Origin of the sequence: Labilithrix luteola (assembly GCF_001263205.1) — a bacterium.
Classification (GTDB): Bacteria; Myxococcota_A; Polyangia; order Polyangiales; family Polyangiaceae; genus Labilithrix; species Labilithrix luteola.
Genome location: NZ_CP012333.1, coordinates 2,719,249 through 2,737,561, shown reverse-complemented (window position 1 = coordinate 2,737,561; position 18,313 = coordinate 2,719,249). Strand labels below are relative to the sequence as shown.

General features: G+C 66.7%; 15 protein-coding genes and 1 pseudogene. 5 read left to right on the top strand and 11 right to left on the bottom strand.

Annotation, left to right across the window (positions count from 1 at the left end; genetic code table 11):
- Positions 1–10: 10 nt before the first annotated feature.
- Together AKJ09_RS12470 and AKJ09_RS12465 are read left to right on the top strand one after the other, a co-directional pair.
- Positions 11–346 carry a hypothetical protein gene (locus AKJ09_RS12470; protein WP_146647413.1) on the top strand — a complete coding sequence of 112 codons (336 nt, stop codon included), beginning with the start codon at positions 11–13 and terminating at the stop codon, positions 344–346.
- A 44-nt stretch (positions 347–390) separates the two neighbouring features.
- Positions 391–2,604, top strand: coding sequence for an ATP-binding protein (locus AKJ09_RS12465; protein WP_146647412.1), 2,214 nt, complete (start codon positions 391–393; stop codon positions 2,602–2,604).
- Positions 2,605–2,699: 95 nt separating this feature from the next.
- On the opposite strand, the gene AKJ09_RS12460 is transcribed toward AKJ09_RS12465, so the two are convergent.
- The 10 genes and pseudogenes from AKJ09_RS12460 to kdd form a co-directional block, all read right to left on the bottom strand.
- Positions 2,700–4,373, bottom strand: a complete 1,674-nt coding sequence (locus AKJ09_RS12460) for a formate--tetrahydrofolate ligase (protein WP_146647411.1) — start codon at positions 4,371–4,373, stop codon at positions 2,700–2,702.
- A gap of 63 nt (positions 4,374–4,436) precedes the next feature.
- Positions 4,437–5,339: a tetratricopeptide repeat protein gene (locus AKJ09_RS52895; protein ID WP_169927480.1), complete on the bottom strand. Its 903-nt coding sequence runs from the start codon at positions 5,337–5,339 to the stop codon at positions 4,437–4,439.
- Positions 5,332–5,937 (bottom strand): RNA polymerase sigma factor, encoded by a 606-nt coding sequence (locus tag AKJ09_RS12445; protein WP_146647409.1) that lies wholly within the window; start codon positions 5,935–5,937, stop codon positions 5,332–5,334. Before AKJ09_RS12445 ends, AKJ09_RS52895 begins: the two co-directional genes overlap by 8 nt.
- A gap of 98 nt (positions 5,938–6,035) precedes the next feature.
- A complete protein-coding gene (locus AKJ09_RS52890; protein ID WP_169927479.1) occupies positions 6,036–7,589 on the bottom strand; it encodes an LA_2272 family surface repeat-containing protein in 1,554 nt (517 codons plus the stop codon).
- 2 nt (positions 7,590–7,591) lie between these two features.
- Positions 7,592–8,401: an energy transducer TonB gene (locus AKJ09_RS12435; RefSeq protein ID WP_146647408.1), complete on the bottom strand. Its 810-nt coding sequence runs from the start codon at positions 8,399–8,401 to the stop codon at positions 7,592–7,594.
- On the bottom strand, positions 8,398–8,823 hold the full coding sequence (locus tag AKJ09_RS12430; RefSeq protein WP_146647407.1) for an ExbD/TolR family protein: 426 nt from the start codon (positions 8,821–8,823) through the stop codon (positions 8,398–8,400). The genes AKJ09_RS12435 and AKJ09_RS12430 overlap by 4 nt, the downstream gene beginning before the upstream one ends.
- Positions 8,823–9,473: a MotA/TolQ/ExbB proton channel family protein gene (locus AKJ09_RS12425; RefSeq protein ID WP_146647406.1), complete on the bottom strand. Its 651-nt coding sequence runs from the start codon at positions 9,471–9,473 to the stop codon at positions 8,823–8,825. Before AKJ09_RS12425 ends, AKJ09_RS12430 begins: the two co-directional genes overlap by 1 nt.
- Before the next feature lie 69 nt (positions 9,474–9,542).
- Complete coding sequence (locus AKJ09_RS12420) at positions 9,543–10,487, bottom strand: hypothetical protein (RefSeq protein WP_146647405.1); 945 nt, start codon at positions 10,485–10,487, stop codon at positions 9,543–9,545.
- Positions 10,484–12,967: a TonB family protein gene (locus AKJ09_RS12415; RefSeq protein ID WP_275936734.1), complete on the bottom strand. Its 2,484-nt coding sequence runs from the start codon at positions 12,965–12,967 to the stop codon at positions 10,484–10,486. Before AKJ09_RS12415 ends, AKJ09_RS12420 begins: the two co-directional genes overlap by 4 nt.
- 330 nt (positions 12,968–13,297) lie before the next feature.
- Positions 13,298–14,362: pseudogene (kdd, locus tag AKJ09_RS12410) on the bottom strand (L-erythro-3,5-diaminohexanoate dehydrogenase); the annotation flags it as partial.
- Positions 14,363–14,669: 307 nt separating this feature from the next.
- On the opposite strand from kdd, the gene AKJ09_RS12405 reads away from it, so the two are divergent.
- Positions 14,670–15,611 (top strand): DUF4388 domain-containing protein, encoded by a 942-nt coding sequence (locus tag AKJ09_RS12405; protein WP_146647402.1) that lies wholly within the window; start codon positions 14,670–14,672, stop codon positions 15,609–15,611.
- A 63-nt stretch (positions 15,612–15,674) separates the two neighbouring features.
- Here the strand turns inward: AKJ09_RS12405 and AKJ09_RS54790 are convergent, their stop codons facing one another.
- Positions 15,675–15,851: a cyclic nucleotide-binding domain-containing protein gene (locus AKJ09_RS54790; RefSeq protein WP_240488459.1), complete on the bottom strand. Its 177-nt coding sequence runs from the start codon at positions 15,849–15,851 to the stop codon at positions 15,675–15,677.
- A gap of 454 nt (positions 15,852–16,305) precedes the next feature.
- On the opposite strand from AKJ09_RS54790, the gene AKJ09_RS12395 reads away from it, so the two are divergent.
- Positions 16,306–16,830 (top strand): DUF1697 domain-containing protein, encoded by a 525-nt coding sequence (locus AKJ09_RS12395; protein WP_146647400.1) that lies wholly within the window; start codon positions 16,306–16,308, stop codon positions 16,828–16,830.
- 254 nt (positions 16,831–17,084) lie between these two features.
- On the top strand, positions 17,085–18,251 hold the full coding sequence (locus AKJ09_RS12390; protein ID WP_146647399.1) for a vWA domain-containing protein: 1,167 nt from the start codon (positions 17,085–17,087) through the stop codon (positions 18,249–18,251).
- Positions 18,252–18,313 lie beyond the last annotated feature (62 nt).

Genomic DNA, 18,313 nt, shown 5'->3' with positions numbered 1-18,313 from the left:
CGTCGCTCTGATGGCAGGCTGCGCCGTGGGGACCTCGGAGTCCGATGATTCCGTCGACACGGAAGAGATCCGCGCATCGGTTGGCGCGTCGGGTGGTGAAACGGGCGGCGGCTCGGGCATCGTCGGCAACGTCGAGCGTACGCGTGACGTTGCGCAGGTCCTCACGGTGAACTTCGGGCCCTCGCCTGATCCGTGGAAGACGAGTGGCGAGGCGAACGGACCGTCACCCGATCCGTGGGCTGGGAAGCCCGCTGCGAACGCGAACACCGGCGCCGGCGCCAACACGGGCTCGAACACGAGCGGCAGCAGCGGCAGCGGCAACAGCGGAAGCAATCCCAAGCCCTGACGGACGCCATAGCGCGTCCCGAAACGCGCTAGGCTCACCCAGCCATGGGTGACATCCGCGCACGGACGACGCTGTTCTGTGGCGTCATCGCGTTCGCGATCGCGCTGTCCATGCTCTTGCGCGGACGGCGCATGCAGCACTGGCTCTTCGCCGCGTTCTCGACGTGTCTGGCGTTCTGGTACGTGAGCCAATCGCTCGCGGACCTCATGCAGGACGCGCAGAAGATGGTGTTCGAGCGGGCGACAGCCGTGCTCACGGTCATGCTCCCGCAGTTCGCGGTGCACCTCTTCCGGTCCATCACGCCGGAGGAGGGCCCGAGGGACGACGGCAAGGCTCTGCCTCCTTCGACCGCGAGGCTCCCACGAATCGCCGCGGCGCTCGGTGTTCCGATGCTGGCCGTCGTTCTGACGCCTTATCAGAACGCATCGGCGGCGGTGCGCGCGCTCGTTCTAGGTGCCGTCTATTCGTACGTCTTCGGTCTGCTCGCCGCGGCGCTCATCTCGCTGTGGCGCCGCGGTCAGGCGAGCCCATCGCGCGCCATTCGCGACCGCATCCGGTTCCTCGCCGCCGTCGGTGCGCTGGCGATGACCTTCACGCTCGCCGACTTCGTCTCGTTCCTCGGCGTGTACCTGCCGCCAATCGGCGCGGTGCTGGCGATCATCTTCCTCTTCGTGCTCGCCGAGTCGCTCACCCGCTCGCGCCTCGCGGACCTCTACGAGCTGTCGGGACGCCTGCTCGTCTCCACCGCGCTCGCGTTCGCGCTTGCCGGCATCTTCTACGTGTTCATCACGTACATCGGTCGCTTCGGCGCGATGTACCTGAACGCCGTTCTCGCGGCGATCGTCTTCCTCGTTCTCTTCGAGCCGCTCGAGCACGAGGTCGAGACGCGCATCAATCGCTTCTTCTTCCGTGAGCGGTACGACCTCGAAACGAGCGTTCTCGAGCTCCGCCGTCGCCTCGCCCACACGCTCGAGAACGAGGAGATGATCCAGGTCGTCCTCGCCGGCCTCGAGCGCTCGCGCCGAGTGACGTCGTGCGCCGTCTACTTGCGCGACCTCGACGACGCCGGATTCGATCTCGTCGGCTCGGTCGGCGCGCACCCCAGGCCTCGACTCGAGGCGCTCGCCATGCGTCCGCTCCTCGAGCGCCTAGGGCTCTCGCTCTCGCTCGAAGAGATCGCACACGAGATCGAAGGTGAGCGTGACGGCAAAGATGGCAACGCCGCGCGCGAAGGATTGGTGCCGCTGCTCACCGCCGCCGAGGCGCTCGGACCTCTCAATAGCTCCGTCGTGCTTGCGATTCGTGGCGACGGTGAAGAGCTCGTCGGCCTCTTGCTCGTGGCCGACGATCGCGTGCGTGACGCCTTCACGCCGGAAGAGATTTCGCTTCTCGAGACCGTGGCCGCACAGATGGGCGTTGCGATCGCGAACAGCCGAATCTACGCGCGCATGAAGGAGCGAGACCGCCTTGCCGCGCTCGGCTCGATGGCCGCCGGTCTCGCGCACGAAGTCAAAAACCCGCTCGGAGCCATCAAGGGCGCCGCGCAGCTCCTCGAAGAGGTCGGCGGCTCGGGCGCCGATGCGGACGCGACCACCAAGGAGTTCCTCGGCATCATCCTCGAGGAGACGGATCGGCTGAATCGCGTCGTCGGAAGCTTCCTCGACTACGCGCGCCCGCACGCCGGCAATCCCATCCCGGTCGACATCAATGCGGCGGTTCGGCGAACCGTGCAGATTCTGTCGAGCCAGCAGACGGAAGAGACCGAGGTGAAGCTCGATCTCTCCGACCCACTGCCGCGCGCGCGCATCGACCCCGAGAAGCTGCGCCAGGTTCTCTTGAACCTCGTTCAGAACGCCATCCAAGCCATGGACGGGCGAGGCTGCGTCACGATCACCACCGCCCATCGACGCGCTTCGCGCAGCGCGTGGGTGACGGCGCCGCCGCCGAGCGATCGCAACGGCGCCTCGCGTCCCGACGACGCCGAGGTCGTCGAGATCTCCGTGCACGATACCGGGCCGGGCATCAGCCAGAAGGTCCTCAAGAACCTGTTCGTGCCGTTCTTCACGACGAAAGAGCAGGGCACGGGTCTCGGTCTCGCGATCAGTCAGAGCATCGTGCAGAACGCAGGTGGAAGCATCCACGTGCAGAGTCAGACGGGCTTCGGCACGAAGTTCGTGATCTCGCTGCCCGGTGGAGAGGATGCGCTCGCCACGCCGATCCCCACGACGGGCGCCGAGCTCGCATCGCGCGTCACCTAGCAACTCGCGGAATTCCGGCACGTCGCGCGCGAGCGACCTCACGTGGATCGTCGGGCCACCACGTGAGGCCAATCACCTGCGCACGAAGCGGTGCGTCAGTCGTTCTGCATCAAGCCTTTGATCGTGCCGTCGGGCAGCAAGCGAATGCTGCGTGAGGCGGGGACCTTGGGCAGGCCCGGCATCGTCATCACGTCGCCGGTGAGCGCGACGAGGAAACCTGCGCCGGCGCTCAGACGAACTTCACGCACCGTGATGGTGAAGTCGCGCGGTCGGCCGTGGACGGCCGGATCGTCGGTGAGCGACATCTGCGTCTTGGCCATGCAGACGGGGAGTTTGCCGTAGCCGAGCTCGCGAATGCGCTGAAGCTGCTTCTCCGCGGCTGCCGTGAAGAGCACGTCTTTCGCGCCGTAGACCGTGCGCGCGACCTTGTGGATCTTGTCGTGCGCGCTGTCTTCGAGCTCGTAGGCGTACTTCGGCTCGGGCGGCGCCGCGTCGGTTGCGTCGACCACCTCGCTCACGACCTTGGCGAGCTCGATGGCGCCTTCGCCACCCTTGCTGAAGCCCTCCGAGCGCGCGAGGCGTGCGCCGAGGCTCGCCACCGAGTGCTCGACCATCTCGAGCTCCTGCGCCACGTCGTTCGGGAAGACGTTGATGGCGACGATCGGCTTGAGGCCATACGCGTACGCGGTCTCGAGATGCTTCTCGAGATGCTCGATGCCGCGTTTGAGGTGCTCGACGTCGGGCTCGCCGCATGTCTTGATGGGCGCGCCGCCGTGCATCTTGAGAGCGCGGAGCGTGGCGACGATGACGACGGCTCGCGGCCAGATGCCGGCCGTGCGGCACTTGATGTCGAGGAACTTCTCGCCGCCGAGGTCGAAGCCGAAGCCGGCCTCGGTGATGGCGTAGTCGCCGAGGTTCATGGCGAGGCGCGTGGCGAGGATGCTGTTGCAGCCGTGCGCGATGTTGCCGAACGGACCGCAGTGCACGATGGCGGGGCCGCCCTCTTGCGTCTGCACGAGGTTCGGCTTGAGGGCGTCACGCAGCACAGCCGTCATCGCGCTCGAGGCCTGGATGTCGCCCGCGGTGATCGTCTTGCCGTCGTACGTCTGGCCGATCACGATGCGTGAGAGTCGTTCTTCGAGATCCTTGTAGTTCGAGGCGAGCGCCATGATGGCCATGATTTCGCTCGCCGCGGTGATGTCGAAGCGCTCCTCGCGCGGGATGCCGCTCGCCTTGCCGCCGAGCCCGAGGATGCACTTGCGGAGGAAGCGGTCGTTCATGTCGAGCGCGCGTCCCCACGAGATCTGGCGCGGGTCGAGCTCGCCTTTGTCCGCGACCACGTCGCCGAAGTAGGCGGTGTTGTCGGCGAGCGCAGAGAGAAGGTTGTGCGCGGTGGTGATCGCGTGGATGTCGCCCGTGAAGTGGAGATTGATGTCGTCGGCCGGGGTGAGCGAGGCCTTGCCGCCGCCCGTGCCGCCACCCTTCACGCCGAAGACCGGACCGAGCGAAGGCTCACGCAGGGCGAGCACCGCGTTCTTGCCGAGCCGACGCATGCCCATCGCGAGGCTGATCGACGTGGTCGTCTTGCCTTCACCCGCGGGCGTGGGGTTGATGGCCGTGACGAGAACGAGCCGACCCTTCGCACGCGCGGGGCGATCGAGGAGTGACAGCTCGAGCTTGGCCTTTCCGCGACCGTAGAGCTCGTAGTCCTCCGGGCCGAGTCCGAGTTCTTTGGCGACGGCGTCGATCGGGCGAGGGGTGAAGTCCATTTGGCGCGGAGGAAACCTTTGCCTCCGCCCGTCGTCAAGACGGCGCGCCCTCTTCGCGCGGTGTCACTCGTCGCGCTTCAGCGCGTCGAGCAACTGGCGTGCGTCGGAGCGGTGGTAGTCACCGAAATTGCCGGCTGCGAAGGACTGCAGAACGTTCTGCGCCTCGGCGCTGCGCCCGAGTCGAATGAGTGCGATCGCTCGGTTGTAGCGAGCCTCCGGCACGAACCGTCCGTTCGGATCGGCGGCCAGATAGGCGTCCCACGCGGTCAGTGCACGCGCCGCGTCACGCTCGACGAAGTGGACGCGGTGCGCCTCGGCGAAGAGCGCCGCGTTGGGATCGGAAGGCTCGGCTGTGCTCGATGCCGTGCTCGGCTTCGAGGGTTCGTTCGTTCGTGCGGTAGGGGTCGTCTCCGCGGGAGGAGGCGTGGGCGCGGCGAGCGCCGTGGTCGCAGGATGCGCGCTCTCGCGCGGGGCAGGGGCCACTTTCGCGGGCGCGGCCGGAGCGGGCACCTGCTCGGAGATCGGAGCGTTCGCCGATTCGACCGGCTTCGGTGCCTCAGGCTCCGGCGTGGGCTCGGGTTCGGCACTCGCGGGCGCAGGCTCCTGCGTCGCGGCGGGCATCGGCGCGCGAGCATTCTGCGGGGTGTTGGGTACCGGCTTCGACGGCGATGTCTCGCTGGTCTCGGACGAGTGGAGCATCTCGCTCATCGCGTGATAGGCGACGGCCAGCTTTCCGGTCGCCCCGGCCCAGGCGGTCGACGCTACCAGGGTGGCGGCGATGGGCAGGATCGCCCAGCGTGTCACTTTGCGCGACTGCTGCTGCTTGCGTGTGCCGAGCAGCACGCGGCGCAACGTGGCGTCGCTCTGCGCATGCGTTCCGTCGTAGCGATCGCGCAGCGCACGGAAAGCTCCGTCCAGGCTGGAGTCGTCGTCTCGCTGGTCTCGCTCATCGAGGCGATCAACCATCGGTCCCTCCAACGAGCTCGCGGAGCTTGCGCTTCGCGTGAAAGAGTCGCGTGCGAATCGTTCCTTCGGGCGCTCCGACGATCTTCGCGATCTCGCCGCTCGTGCGCTCTTCGATCTCGCTCAAGACCACCACGACACGCTGTTCGAGCGGCAGCTCGTCGAGCGCGAGGACCAAGCGATCGCCGAGTTGGCGGCGTTCGAGATCTTGCTCGGGGCAGTCGTTGTCCGGCTCTGGTTCGAGCGCGAGGCGCGACAGAGCGGCACGGCGTCTGGCGGCCGCGCGGACGTGGTTCTTGGCGTGGTTCACGGCGATGGAGATCAAAAAGGTTCGGAGTGAGGCGTCCCCTCGGAAGCGGGAAATGGCGTTGGGAAGTGCAACGAAGACTTCTTGGACGAGATCCTCGGCCGCCTCGACGTCACCGACGAGGCGCTGAGCAAAGGCACGGACCGTCAGATGGTGCTGCCGGTAAACCGCGGTGATGGCGGCCGCATCGGAGCGCGCGAGACGCATGACGAGCCCGTGCGGGGTATCGTCGATCTCTTCGACACTGCCGTGTCGGCTACTGTCGGGCACCAGGTGCATCGGGGCGGAGCTCATGGTGCTGCGTGATTCGTACCCGCAGCCTTCGCCACCGTTCAAAGCCCCCTGAACTTTTTCGAGGGGCCCCAAACGGGCGACCTCGCTTGTTTACCACGTCAGAACTGCACGCCCGCTACGAACTCAGGCCGTACGCTCGAGCTTCCCACCGAGAAACGTGCCGGAATGCGCACGCCACCCCCCGCGAACACGCGGAGCCGCGGCGCAAAGACATAGCCAGGGAGCAGCCGTACGTGGGCGGAGTCGTTGTCGACGGTGCCGGCGTAGGCGAACTTCGTGGACACGTTCGAGTACGCACCCTCGAGGTCGACGTCGAATCTTCCCGGCAGGGGGAGGTGTGCGCCCAGCGCGGCCGTTCCGCCCGTGGCAACCTCGCTGCTCTCGAGGCTCCCGAGGGTCAGCGCAATCGTCGTGTACATGTACTTGAACGTGAACTTCACGCCCATGTTCACGTAGTTGAGGTTGCCGACCCAGACGACCGGATGGATGCTCGTCCGCGTGATGCTGAGGAGGCCGATGGCGGCTCCGTCGACCTCTTCGGCGATGTTGACGATGCCGATCTGAGCACCCTTCACGTGGCGCGCGATGTTGAGGATGCCGAGCTGGAGACCCGTGATCTCCTCGGCCGCATTCACGCCGCTCGAGAGCTGCGCGCCTTGGGTCGGGCCGGTCGACATATTGACGCCCGTAGCGACCTGCAGAGCGCGCGTCGGACCGCGGGCGAAGTTCACGCCGGTGGTGAGCTGGAGGCCCCTCACTTCCTTCAGCGCCACGTTCACACCGGTCGATAGCTGGAGGCCTCGCATGTTCCCGCCGACGACGTTGATGCCGACCGTCGTCTGCCAGCCTCGTAGGTCGCCGAGGGCGACGTTCCCGCCGACGGAGAGCTGCAAGCCCCGCACGTCGCCTTGGGCGCCTTGACCGAGCGCATTGAGCTGAACGCCGTTGACTGCACCCGAGGCGTAGCCGACGCCCGCGCCGGCCTGCATGCCATCGAGCCTTCCGATGCGACCGTAGAGGAGCTCCAGGTTGAGGCTCGTACGAACGTCGGGCCGGCCCCAGTTCGTCGCGACGGGGTAGAAGAAGCTAATCGAGATCGGCTGGCGGCCGTCATCGCGTGCCGCTTTGGAAGGAGGCGGTTCCTCCAGCTTCTCTTCTTCGGGCTCGGGCTCGGGCTCGGGCTCGACTTCCGGCTTCGGCGCGCGACTCGCAAGCTCGTCGATGAGTTCGCGGGCTTGATCGCGTCCTAGATTGCCGGCGAGGAGGACGGCTTCCCGTTGAACCGCCGCGGCGTTGCCCTTCGATTCGACGGTGCGCTCGACGAGCTGCCCTCCGACGTGCGACGCGCGCACGGTGAGCTTGCGCTCCTGCGTCCGCCAGCGAACGAGGATGGCCGCGCGGGTCGGTGTCCCCGCGCTGGGGCGAACGACGGTACCGCCGAGCTCGTTCTGGACGCGCGCTGCGAGGGCCTCGTAGGAGATTTCGTCGGGAGAGTCGGAGTCGACCTCGAGCGTATAGGCCGGCTGCATCGAAGGAACGCTTCCGGCGGCCGACCCGCTCGACTGCGCGTGGGCCACTTCGCACGTCGCGACGAGCGCGACGGCAAGGCCCACGAGCAGTGCGATGCGTCGTCGTCGGATTGTCCGAGACATCGCTAGCTCCTTACCTCGAATCGGCACGTGTAGGTGATCTCGGTGCCGACCGGAGCTCCTTCGCGATCGATCGGCGGCTCCCAGGGCGCGCTTCGCACCGTCTTCTCGCAGGCTTCACCGAAGCCCGGATACGACTCGCTGACGCGCTCGACGCCGCCGACGCGTCCATCGGGAAGGATCTTCACGCGAAGCACGGCCTTACCGGCGATGCCTGCGCGCTTGGCTTCGGTCGGGTAATTGCGCTCGAGTGCGCCATCGAGACCGACCGGTGCGCGCGGAGGCTTCGAGAGGTCGCGCGCGGCGACGAAGCGGGGACCGGCCGGACGGGCAGGTCCCGGGTCGGCCTTCGCGGGAGCAGGTCCCGTTGCCGGTCCACGCCCCGTTCCGCCGCCGCCGCTTCCAGCGCGAACGGCGATACCGGGACCGTCGTTCGACATGACCGTGCCGGTGAAGTCGGCGGGCGGTTCGTCCGAAGGCGGCGGATCGTTCTGGGCCTGCGTCGTGGGGCGAGACTCGGTTCGTGCCGGGGCTGCCGCCATCTTCTGCGGAGTGGGCGCGACCTGGGGTTCGGGCGCGGCGGGCTCGGGCTTCGGCTCCTCCGGCGGAGGCGGCGGAGGCGGCGGAGGCTCGGGCGCGGGGATGTCCGCCACTTCGATGACGAGCGGCGGAGGCGGGGCGGGGTGCGGCGTGGCGCGGTTCGGCAGAATCGCGAAGGCCGCGACGTGGACAATCAAGCTCGCGGGTACGATCCAGGCGAGGAGGCTTCGATCGCTCTCCGTGTGGAGCTCGGAGAATTCCTCGACGGTCATCATTTTCGTCCCGTGTCGCCACGGACGACGATGGCGATCTTGGAGATGCGCTCGGCGCGAAGGAGCTCGAGCGCGTGGACGACCGTTTCGTGGCGCGCGCGACCGTCGGCGGCGAGGATGGCGCTTGCCTGCTGATCGGCCGCGGCGACCTCCTTGGCCTTCGCGCGAACCTCGGCGTCGGAGACGCGCTGCGTGTCGAGGAACAGGGCACCACCTTCGTCGACGGACAGGACGAGAGGTCTCTTTTTGCCGTCACTCTCGCCGGTCTGCGCTTTCGGCAGCTCGAGCGGGATCGTGCGGTTCGCCATGGCCGTGGCCGTGACCATCATGAGGACGAGCAAGACGAGGACGACGTCGACGAGGGGCGTGACGTTGATGTCCGTCATCATGCCGCTGTCTTTTCCACCACCGAGCGAGGCACCCATCACGCAGCCTCGTCGGTGAGAGCGCGGCGCTCGTCCTTCACGTAGGAGAGCATTTCGCGACCAAGGGCTTCGGCCATCGAGATGCGCGAGGCGATGGCCTTCTGGAAGAAGTTGAAGAGCGCCACGGCGGGGAGGGCGACGAAGAGACCAACGGCCGTTGCCGTGAGGGCTTCACCGATTTCGGACATGAGCGCGGTCGACACCTGGCCGCCGCTCGCGTCGAGCGCGTGGAAGGCGCGGATGATGCCGATGACGGTGCCGAGCAGACCGATGAACGGTGCGTTCGACCCGATGGTGCCGAGGATGGCGAGCCGGCGCTCCATCGAGAGCTTGGCGAGCTGCGCCTCACTGGCGAGGCGTTCTTCGACGGCGGCCGGCCCGCGCGGCATCGCGCCAAGGCCCGCGGCGAGGACGCGTGCTTCGACCGAGGGCGAGGCAACGACGAGACCACGCGCGGCTGTCAAATCGCCTCGGCCCAGGGAACTTGCCAGGTTGCGACGGAGCTTGGCGATGTCGTCGCGCGAGCGAAAAAGGACGATGGCGCGCTCGATGGCGATGGCGAGGATGAGCACGCTCAGCGAGAGCAAGAGCCACATGACCCAACCCGCGCCCATTCCCGCGAGTGCACGAAGCTTGTTTTCGATCTGCATCGGACGGTCTCCTGTTCTTTCTCGAAAAATCGAATCAACGCGCCGAACGCGGCGCACGGTGTCTTGCAGTCACGGGTGAACGCAGGCCTCGCGCACCGCGAAGCCCATGCCGCCGCGGTTGTCGCGGAGGACGAAGTAGAAGCGGACGAGCTTGCCCTCCGCGGGCGCACCGCCCACGTCCCACTCGATCTTGGCGTCCTTGGGCAGTCCCTCGTTGGGATCGAGCGCGGCGTACTGGCGATCGAACTCGCCCGACGTCGTGAAGGTGGAGAGCTGGAGGGCCTCGAACTTGTCCGGCGAGCTCGGGAACTCCTCCCGGTCCTGCGCGCGGAACTGGTAGAACACGTCCGGCTTCGTATCGGGCGGAACGCCGATGACTTCGTTCGACGGCGTGCACGGCGATCCGGCGATGCCTCCGCGCGCGGGCGGAAGCTTGGCGCCGCCCGTGATGCTCACGGCGTCGTCGGCGATGACCGGGTTGTGGTTCGTCTCTAGCGCCGTCACGTCGATGAGCGTCGACGCGAGCATCGCGCTGCCGCCACCGCTGCACGTCGCCGTGAAGGCCTGCGGATCGAGCGTCGTCGAGCCGTTCGCGCAGAACGCGGTCAGCATGAGGAGGACGGGGGCGTTCACCAGCGCCTCGGCCGGTGGAACGATCATGTCCATCGGGACGAGCTCACCGTCGCCCTCACCCGATCCCGATCCCAACGCGGGACCTTCGCAGTGAGCCGACGCGAAGTTGCCTTCCGGCGGAGCGCAGAGTGCGTAGGCCCAGGAGAGCTTCGGCGGAGCGCCCGGCGAAGCGACGAGCCAGGTCACTGTGCCGCGCTCTCCGGCCGACAGCGAGGCGCGCGTCGTGTCGCTCTCGGCACTCACCTGCGCGCCGAGCACGCGGGTCTTGTCGATGAGCCAGCCCTTGTTGATGTTGTCGTCGCACCCGGCTGCCGAGGCGATGGTCGACGCGATCGCGAGCATCGCGAGCGGCATGGGCGAGGGGACGCGAGCGCGCTTCACAGCTCACCTCGAATTCCGAGGCTCGGGAAGATCGGCAGACCGCGCGCAGCCTGACGCTGCGAGTAGTCGTAGTTGTAGCTGAAGCCTTCGCGGTTCGGCGAGTTGAGGACGTTCTGGACGTCGAGGTACACGGCAAGACTCCACTGCGAGAAGGTCCACTTCTTTTCGACGCGCGCATCGAGGCGCGTGAAGGCCGGGTTCCGGTCGCTCATCGAAGCGCCGAGGCGCGACGAATACGTGTCGGTCGAGGCGTTGTACGAGCTGCCGACGACGGGCGTGAACGGCGTGCCGCTCGTGTAGCGGAAGCTTCCGCCCACTTCCCATCCGTGACCGAGTCGGTACACGGCGGAGGCGCTCATGATGTGCGTCTGGTCGCGATCGAAGAGGCGGTAGTCGTTTTGATCCGCATCCCTTCGCTCGCTGCGCATGAGCGTGTACGAGAGGAAGCCGAAGAAGCGTCCGGAGGGCCTCATGCGGAGCATGAATTCACCGCCGTAGATGCGGCCCTTCTGGTTGCTGACGAAGAAGGGCGCTTTGCCGTCGGGCGTTCCCGTCTCCATGTTCCAGAGCCACTTCGAGAAGCCTTCGACCGAGGTCGAAAGCTCGTCGGTGATGGCCTGCTCGACGCCCACGCTCGCGTGCACGGCGTGTGCGAAGTCCATGTTGGGGTTGCCGATCGGCTCGACCGAGTCGCGCTCGGCGGGAGCCTGGCTGAAGAGGCCGACGCCGCCCTTCACCACCGTCTTGTCGGTGATCTCCCAACGACCCGAGAAGCGCGGATCGATCGAGCCCTTCTTGACGAGATCGTTCCAGTCGGCGCGGACGCCCGGCGTGAGGAGCACGCTCGGCACGGGGCGAATGCCCGCCTCGAAGTACGCGCCCGGCGTCATGACCCAGCGCGCCGTCTGGATGAAGACGTGCTTCTGGCCCGAGACAGTCATCGGCTGATCGCCTTCGCCTGCAGTCGGCGGGATGCCTTCGTAGTAGCCGTCGAAGTGGGTACCGAGGAGGTCGAGACCGGCGGTGACGCGGAGGGCGGGCGAGACCACGCCGGTCCATTCCGACCGACCTTGAATCGTGTTCATCACGAAGTGGCTCCGACCGAGCGTGCCGTATTGGCCCTTGTCGACGAGCCAGCCGTACGTGAGCTCCGTGTTCTGCTCCGAACCCTTCGCCCAGCGATGGCGATAGCCGAGCTGCACGCGGTGGAAGACGGAGAGCGTGTCGAAGGCGCCGCGGATGGCCGGATCGGCGTCGGCCGGCTTCTTGAGGATGAGCGCGAAACGATCGCTCGAGCCGAAGGCCATGATGCGGAAGCGATCCTGCTCGGTCGGCTTGTACGTGGCGATCGTCTGGTAATCCCAGTAGACGGGCGCCGCGGTGATGGCGAGATCGGTCGAGTTCGCGGCGGCGTTGAGGAACGCGTCGATGTTGCTGCGCCGGACCGCGCCGAGCACCGCGAACTTCTCGCCGATAGGCGCTTCGACGAGGAGCGAGCTGTCGATCATGCTCGCGTCGGCGATGCCATGGAGCTTGTCGGTCCTCGGGTCGCGGAGGCGCACGTCGACGACGCCGCCGAGCTTGCGGCCGTAGCGCACCCCGAAGTTGCTCGGATAGACGTCGACCGTGTCGATCACGCGCGAGTGGACGAAGCTCGTGAGACCACCGAGGTGGTAGAGGATCGGAACGGGGCCGCCCTCGAGGAAGACCTGGCTGTCTTGCGGGTTCGCACCGCGAAGAATGGGGTTGCTGCCCGAGCTGTTGCGGCTCACGCCGGGGAGGAGCTCGATCGCGCGCAGCGGGTCGCCGCGCGTGCCGGCGATGCGCGTCATCTCCTGTCCGCTCAGCGTGCGCTTCGTGACTTCGCGCGGCGGAGCGTCGACGCGCGCGGTGGCGGTGAAGGCCTCCGGATCGGGCGTCTTGTCGAGGCGAAGCTTGGCCTGCGTGGCCATGCCCGGTTCGAGCGTCTCGTCGAGCTGCGCGGAGACGTAGCCGTCCTTGGTCACGACAACGTGGACGGGGCCCGACGGCACGTCCTCCATGCGGAACACACCCTGACCGTCGGCGACCGCGCGGAGCATGGTGCCGTCTTGCGTGGTCACGATGACGGCGGCGCCTGCGAGGGGCGTGTTGTCGTCGTGATCGAGCGCGATGATCTCGAGCGCGGCCGGCTTCGTCGGGACACCGGGCGTCGGCGCCACCGGGGGAGGCTCGGGCGTGCGCGCCGCGAAGACGTACTCGTAACGAATCTTCGCGGGGATCGGCGTGCCGTCGCGCGTGGCGGGCTCGAACACGAACGAGCGCGCCGCGATGACCGCAGCTTGGTCGAGGACGTCGCCGCCCGATCGCGCAACGCGCACGTCGGACACTTTGCCTTCACGATCGACCGAGATTTCGAGCTCGACGGTCGCGCGCTCGGTCCCCGTATCGCCGCGCGGATCCGTCGCTTCGACGAACTGCGTGAGCTTCGGGGAAGCAATACATGGTCATCGGCGCGCGCGGAGCCGTATGCGCTGAGGAGGGCGCACACGATCGCCGCCGCCCCGACGAGGGCGTGGGATCTTCGCTTCAAGGGAGGGGGCCTTTCGAACGCGAGCCGCGCGCACGACGCCAGAAGCGCCGCGTGAAGATCACGCGGGACGTCCGCTGCGCACTCTCTCGCTACCCGTTTGGCCTATCCGTCACCGCAGGCCGGCGGACCGTTCAAAGAAAAATGACTCGAGCGGTCCGACACGAAGACGTCACACGCAGAGGGGCCGCACTCGATGACGATTCATCGAGAAAAGCGGCACTTCCGTAAGCGCGGCTGCTCAGCCGTAACGCTTTTCGAAGAGCGCTCGGACCGCGGGGAACGTCCTCATCATGTCGAGCGTGTGGTCCGCGTGGCCGTGGGCGAAGCCGTTGCCGATGACGAGATCGACGTCTTTGCCGACGCCCTCGGCGCCCAGCGCGGCCTTCGTGAAGCTCGTGGACATCGCGAAGAAGTAGGCGGTGCCGCGATCACGCGTCACGAGGATCGCGCTCATCTCGGAGTCGGCGACGTTCACGCACGACAAGGAGAGATCGAACTCCTTGCCACCGTTCGCCGCGAGGGCTGCGTTGCGCAGGGTGACCGGATCGCGTGCGTCGAGCTCGAGGACCTCGTCGCAGAACCCGAGCTTGCGGAGATCTTCGGCGTACGTGCCGTAGCTCTCGACGCCGATGATGCGCGCGTTCGGTCCTCCACGACGGCGCGCTTCGGCCGCGCAGAGGATGCCGCTCTTCCCGCCGGCGCCGAGAATGCAGACGCTTCCCCCGGACGAGACGAGCCGCGCGACCTGCGGGGCTGCACCGGCCACGTCGAGCACGGCGAGCGCGAGACGATCGGGCATGTCGCTGGGCATGCGGGCGTAGGCACCGCTCGCGAAGAGAACGGCCTCGCCTTCGACGTCGAGCTGCGCGCTCTCACGCCGCACGTCGAGTACGCGATCGACGCGGAGCGGCGTGAGGGAGAGAGAGACGAGCGTGGCGACGCGATCGCCAGGGGCCAGGCGCTCGGCGTCGGGATGACCCTGGCCGACCTGGAGCACGCGACCGAGGAGCATGCCGCCCGAGCCGGTCACCGGGTTGTGCTGCTTGCCTCGCTTCGCGATCGTGTCGAGCACGAGCCGCGTGACCCGCGCTTCGGCCGACTCAGGACCCCCTCCGGCCGCGCTTGATGCTTCGGGCGCAGCTTCCTCCATTTGGCGGAAGCTGGCGGCGTCGACGTTGAGCGTATCGACCGCGAGCAGGAGTTCTCCCGCGAAGATCTTGGAGAAATCGTTGTCGACCTTCCAGGCCGGCTGCGGAAGGCTGCGCTTGGGCTCGATCGAGCGGTGGGTGCCAAAAGCGTCACCCCCCTCAGAAAAATCTCGCGCACGATCCGGAAACGGGTCGTTCCAGAGGGTGTCTGGAGCCCGGAAACCTCGGAATTTTGCTTGTCTGAGGGCATGTCCGAGGAGTCACATACCGTGACTTGACCATCTTTGGGTGGACTCGATAATCTTTGGGCTGGAATTGGGCGGGAGATCCCGACAAATCGGGCGCGGCGCTGTGAAAAAGTTCACGCCACCCCGTTTTCGACCCCGTTGTGCCAGTTCGTGGTAATCGAGTCCCGGCCCCCTCACGATGCAAGATCCCGCCCAGAAGGCATCAGTGCCGTCGATGCGCCCCGGAGCCGGTGGCCGCTCGTACGTCTTGCGCTTTATCAGCGGCAAGTACCAGGGTGGCGAGTTCCCCATCGTCAACGACAAGCCCATCATCGTGGGCCGGTCGAGCGATCTGGACATGGTCCTCGTCGAGGACATGGTGAGCCGCAAGCACGCGCGCATCACCATGCAGCAGGACCAGATCTGGATCGAAGACCTTGGGTCGACCAACGGCACCTTCGTCAACGGTGAGAAGATCAAGCGGGCCCGCCTGAAGGAAGGCGACCGCGTTCTCATCGGAACCAGCATTCTCAAGGTCATCGCCGGAGAGGGCGGCCGCGCGGCAGAGAGCACGGACGCCGCCAAGCGCGACCTCGAGAACGTCGCTGCAGCACGCCGCACCACGCAGGCGCGCACGATGAGCGGCAGCATCGAGGAAGTCCCGCTTCCCGACCTGCTCCAGCTGTTCGCCACGTCGAAGAAGAACGGCGTTCTCGTCATCCGCACCGAGAACGACGACATCGGCAAGATCTATCTCCGCAAGGGCGTCATCTACTACGCCACGATCAACGACCTGGATGACGTCCAGGCGATGAAGAGCATCTTCCGCATGCTCACGTGGCAAAAGGGCCTCTTCGATCTCGATCCGCCGGACGAGCGAGAGTTCCCGAACGAGATGAACCTGAGCGTGCAGGAGGTCCTCATGGAGGGTCTCCGCCAGCTCGACGAGTTCAACGAGATCAGGAACGAGCTTCCTGACTTGAACAGCCGGCTCGTCTTCTCGCAGCCCGTCATCCCGCCGTTCAAAGATCTGAAGCCGGAGGAGCTCGACATCCTCCAGCTCGCGCACAACTACGGTCACCTCGAGACCGTGCTCAACAAGAGCGCCGCGACGGACCTCGATACCGTCCAGATCATCCTCAAGCTGATCAAGAACGCGTACCTGCGCCCCGAGTGAGCAGGTACGCGCGTCGACCGGAGTGACCGGCGGAGCGTCGCCTTGGAGCGCGCTACGCCGTTTTCATGTTCGCTTCATTTTGACGACGAGGTCTTCGCCGACCACCTGCTGCAGGGCGGCTCGAAGCTCGACGTTCGTGGCGAGGAGCTTCCGGAGGACGTCGTCACGCCACGACACCGTGCGCGTCGGTTCCATTGCGATGACGTCCGCGCTCGGAGCCCGCTTCGTGAAGAAGCCCATTCGCCGACCAGGCAACCGGGACGGAGCTCGGCGATCGCCCTTCCATCGGGTTCGACGCGCACGCGACCGGACACCGGCACGATGAGCTGATCGAGCTCCTCGCCCCGTCGTGCGATGCGCTCGCCAGGTTGTCTTTCCACTGGCCGATTGCGAGAAGCTTTGCGAACTCACGCTGCCTCGCAACTCGCTTTGCGGCCGCCGCCCTCGCCGTCGTCATGACGGTCGCCATTCTCACCGCGCGCCGTGGAGACGTGCACACGCTCGGCGATTTCTTCTATCTGCCGAGGTCGTCTACATCGTGATCTTCGTCTGGCTCATTTTCGGCGGTGCCGGCTCAATCAGCGCCGATCATTGGATCGCCAAGAAGATGCGCGCATGACCAGCTCGGTCGACGACCGAGTCGTGCGCGAGTAGCGACGCTCATGCATTCGCGCTATTGCGCGAGGCAAGTGCCATGGCCCGATACGCAGCTTTTCTCCGCGGCGTGAGCCCCATGAACGCGAAGATGCCCGAGCTCAAGCGGGCCTTCGAGTCGGCGGGCTTCAGCGAGGTGCGCACCTTGCTGTCGAGCGGGAACGTCGTCTTCTCCGCCCGGAAGGCACCGAACCAAGCGATCGCCGACAAGGCAGAGCGTGTGATGAAGCGAGAGTTGCCGACCGCGTTCGTCGCGTTCGTCCGCGCGCAGGAGGAGCTCGAAGAGCTCGTTGCCACGAGCGTCTTCGATCGTTTCCGCTTGGCGGAAGGCTCCAAGCGCGTCGTCACGTTCCTCCGCGAGCCCTCCGCGAAGACGGTCACGCTCCCTCCCGAGCGAGATGGCGCGCGCATCCTCGCGACTGAGGGCCTGCACGCCCTCAGCGCCTACGTACCCAGCCCGGGAGATCCCGCGTTCATGAGACTCATCGAGCGGACGTTCGGCAAAGACGTGACCACGCGAACGTGGGACACCGTCGCGAAGGTGCTCAAGGCCGCGTGTGAGTGATCTGCGGCCGAGCCCGGCCGGTGCGTGTCGAACTCAGGAGGTGCCACGGCGCGGGGGCTCGACGAGAGTTGAAGACGGAGGCGAATCCGGTCGGCCGCCTGACCACTCCGGGGTCACACGCGGGACCGAAGCTCGGTAGAGGTGTGAGAGATGCGTGCGCTGCTCACTCATTTCGGTGTGAGCCTGCGCTCGTGTCCTGCTCTCGGCCGCGGTCACGATATGATTCGAGCAAGCCTTCGAAGTCAGGAGCTCAGATGATTTTTCGCTCGTCACTCGCTTCGGCCTCACTCGTTTCGGCCGGACTGTCGATCTCCATTGCCGTGGCGGCGTGCGGTAGCTCCTCCGACGACTCGACCTTCGGCAAGGGCACGAGTGAGAACAACGCTTCGGGAGGCAACAACGGCTTCATCCCGAACGACTCGAACGTCGGCTCGCCCGGCGGCTCGAGTGGTTCCGTCGGCAACGTCGGCTCCGTCACGCCCGGATCGGCGTGCGCAACGTCGAACGCCGGCGCGACGCGTCCGCCGGCATACCTCGTGTTCATGTACGACCGCTCGATCAGCATGAATGACAAGGTCGGCGGCACGACGAAGTGGGCCGCTTGCAAGACGGGGCTCGAGAATTTCTTCGCGTCTTCGTCTTCGGCCGGCATCCGCGCGTCGCTCACCTTCTTCGGCAAGGATGCGAACGCGTCGACGGCGGACTGCAGCGCGTCGTCGTACACGACACCGCAGGTTTCGATGGAGGCGCTGCCCGACGCCACCAGTTTCAAGGCCGCCCTCGACGCCACGGGGCCCACGACCGACACGCCGACGCTGGCGGCATTGCAAGGTGCTCTCACCTACGCGGGGCAGGTGAAGGCGGGGGTCACCGATGGCGGCAAAGTTGCTGTCGTCCTCGTGACCGACGGACAGCCGAAAGGCTGCACGGGCAACACCATCACTGCGGTTCACGACGCCGCGGCAGCGGCCGCTTCCACGATCCCGACCTATGTGATCGGCGTCGGCAATACCGGCAACCTCAACACGATCGCCGAAGGCGGCGGGACCGGAACCGCGATCATCGTCAACACATCGAGCCCTGCTCAGGTCACGACGGATCTCGAGAACGCGCTCGGCCAGATCGCCAACGCGCAGCTCGGCTGCGAGTACGGGCTGCCGGCGCCGCCCGCGGGTCAGACCCTCGATGTCAACGCGGTCAACGTCGACTACACGCCGAGCGGCGGCGCCCAGACCACGCTCGCGTATAGCGCGACGTGTACGGATCCGAACGGCTGGCACTACGACAGCACGTCCAATCCGACGCAGATCATCATGTGTCCGACGCTCTGCGATACGCTCAAGGCAGACAAAGGCGGCAAGGTCGAGATCATCTTCGGTTGCACCACGGCCGTTCCGCCGGGCGGCTCGCTCCCGAAGTGATTCGGTCACGGAGTGTGAGCTCCGTGGAACCGGGTGGGCCACGACGAGCGTCGCCTGAGAGC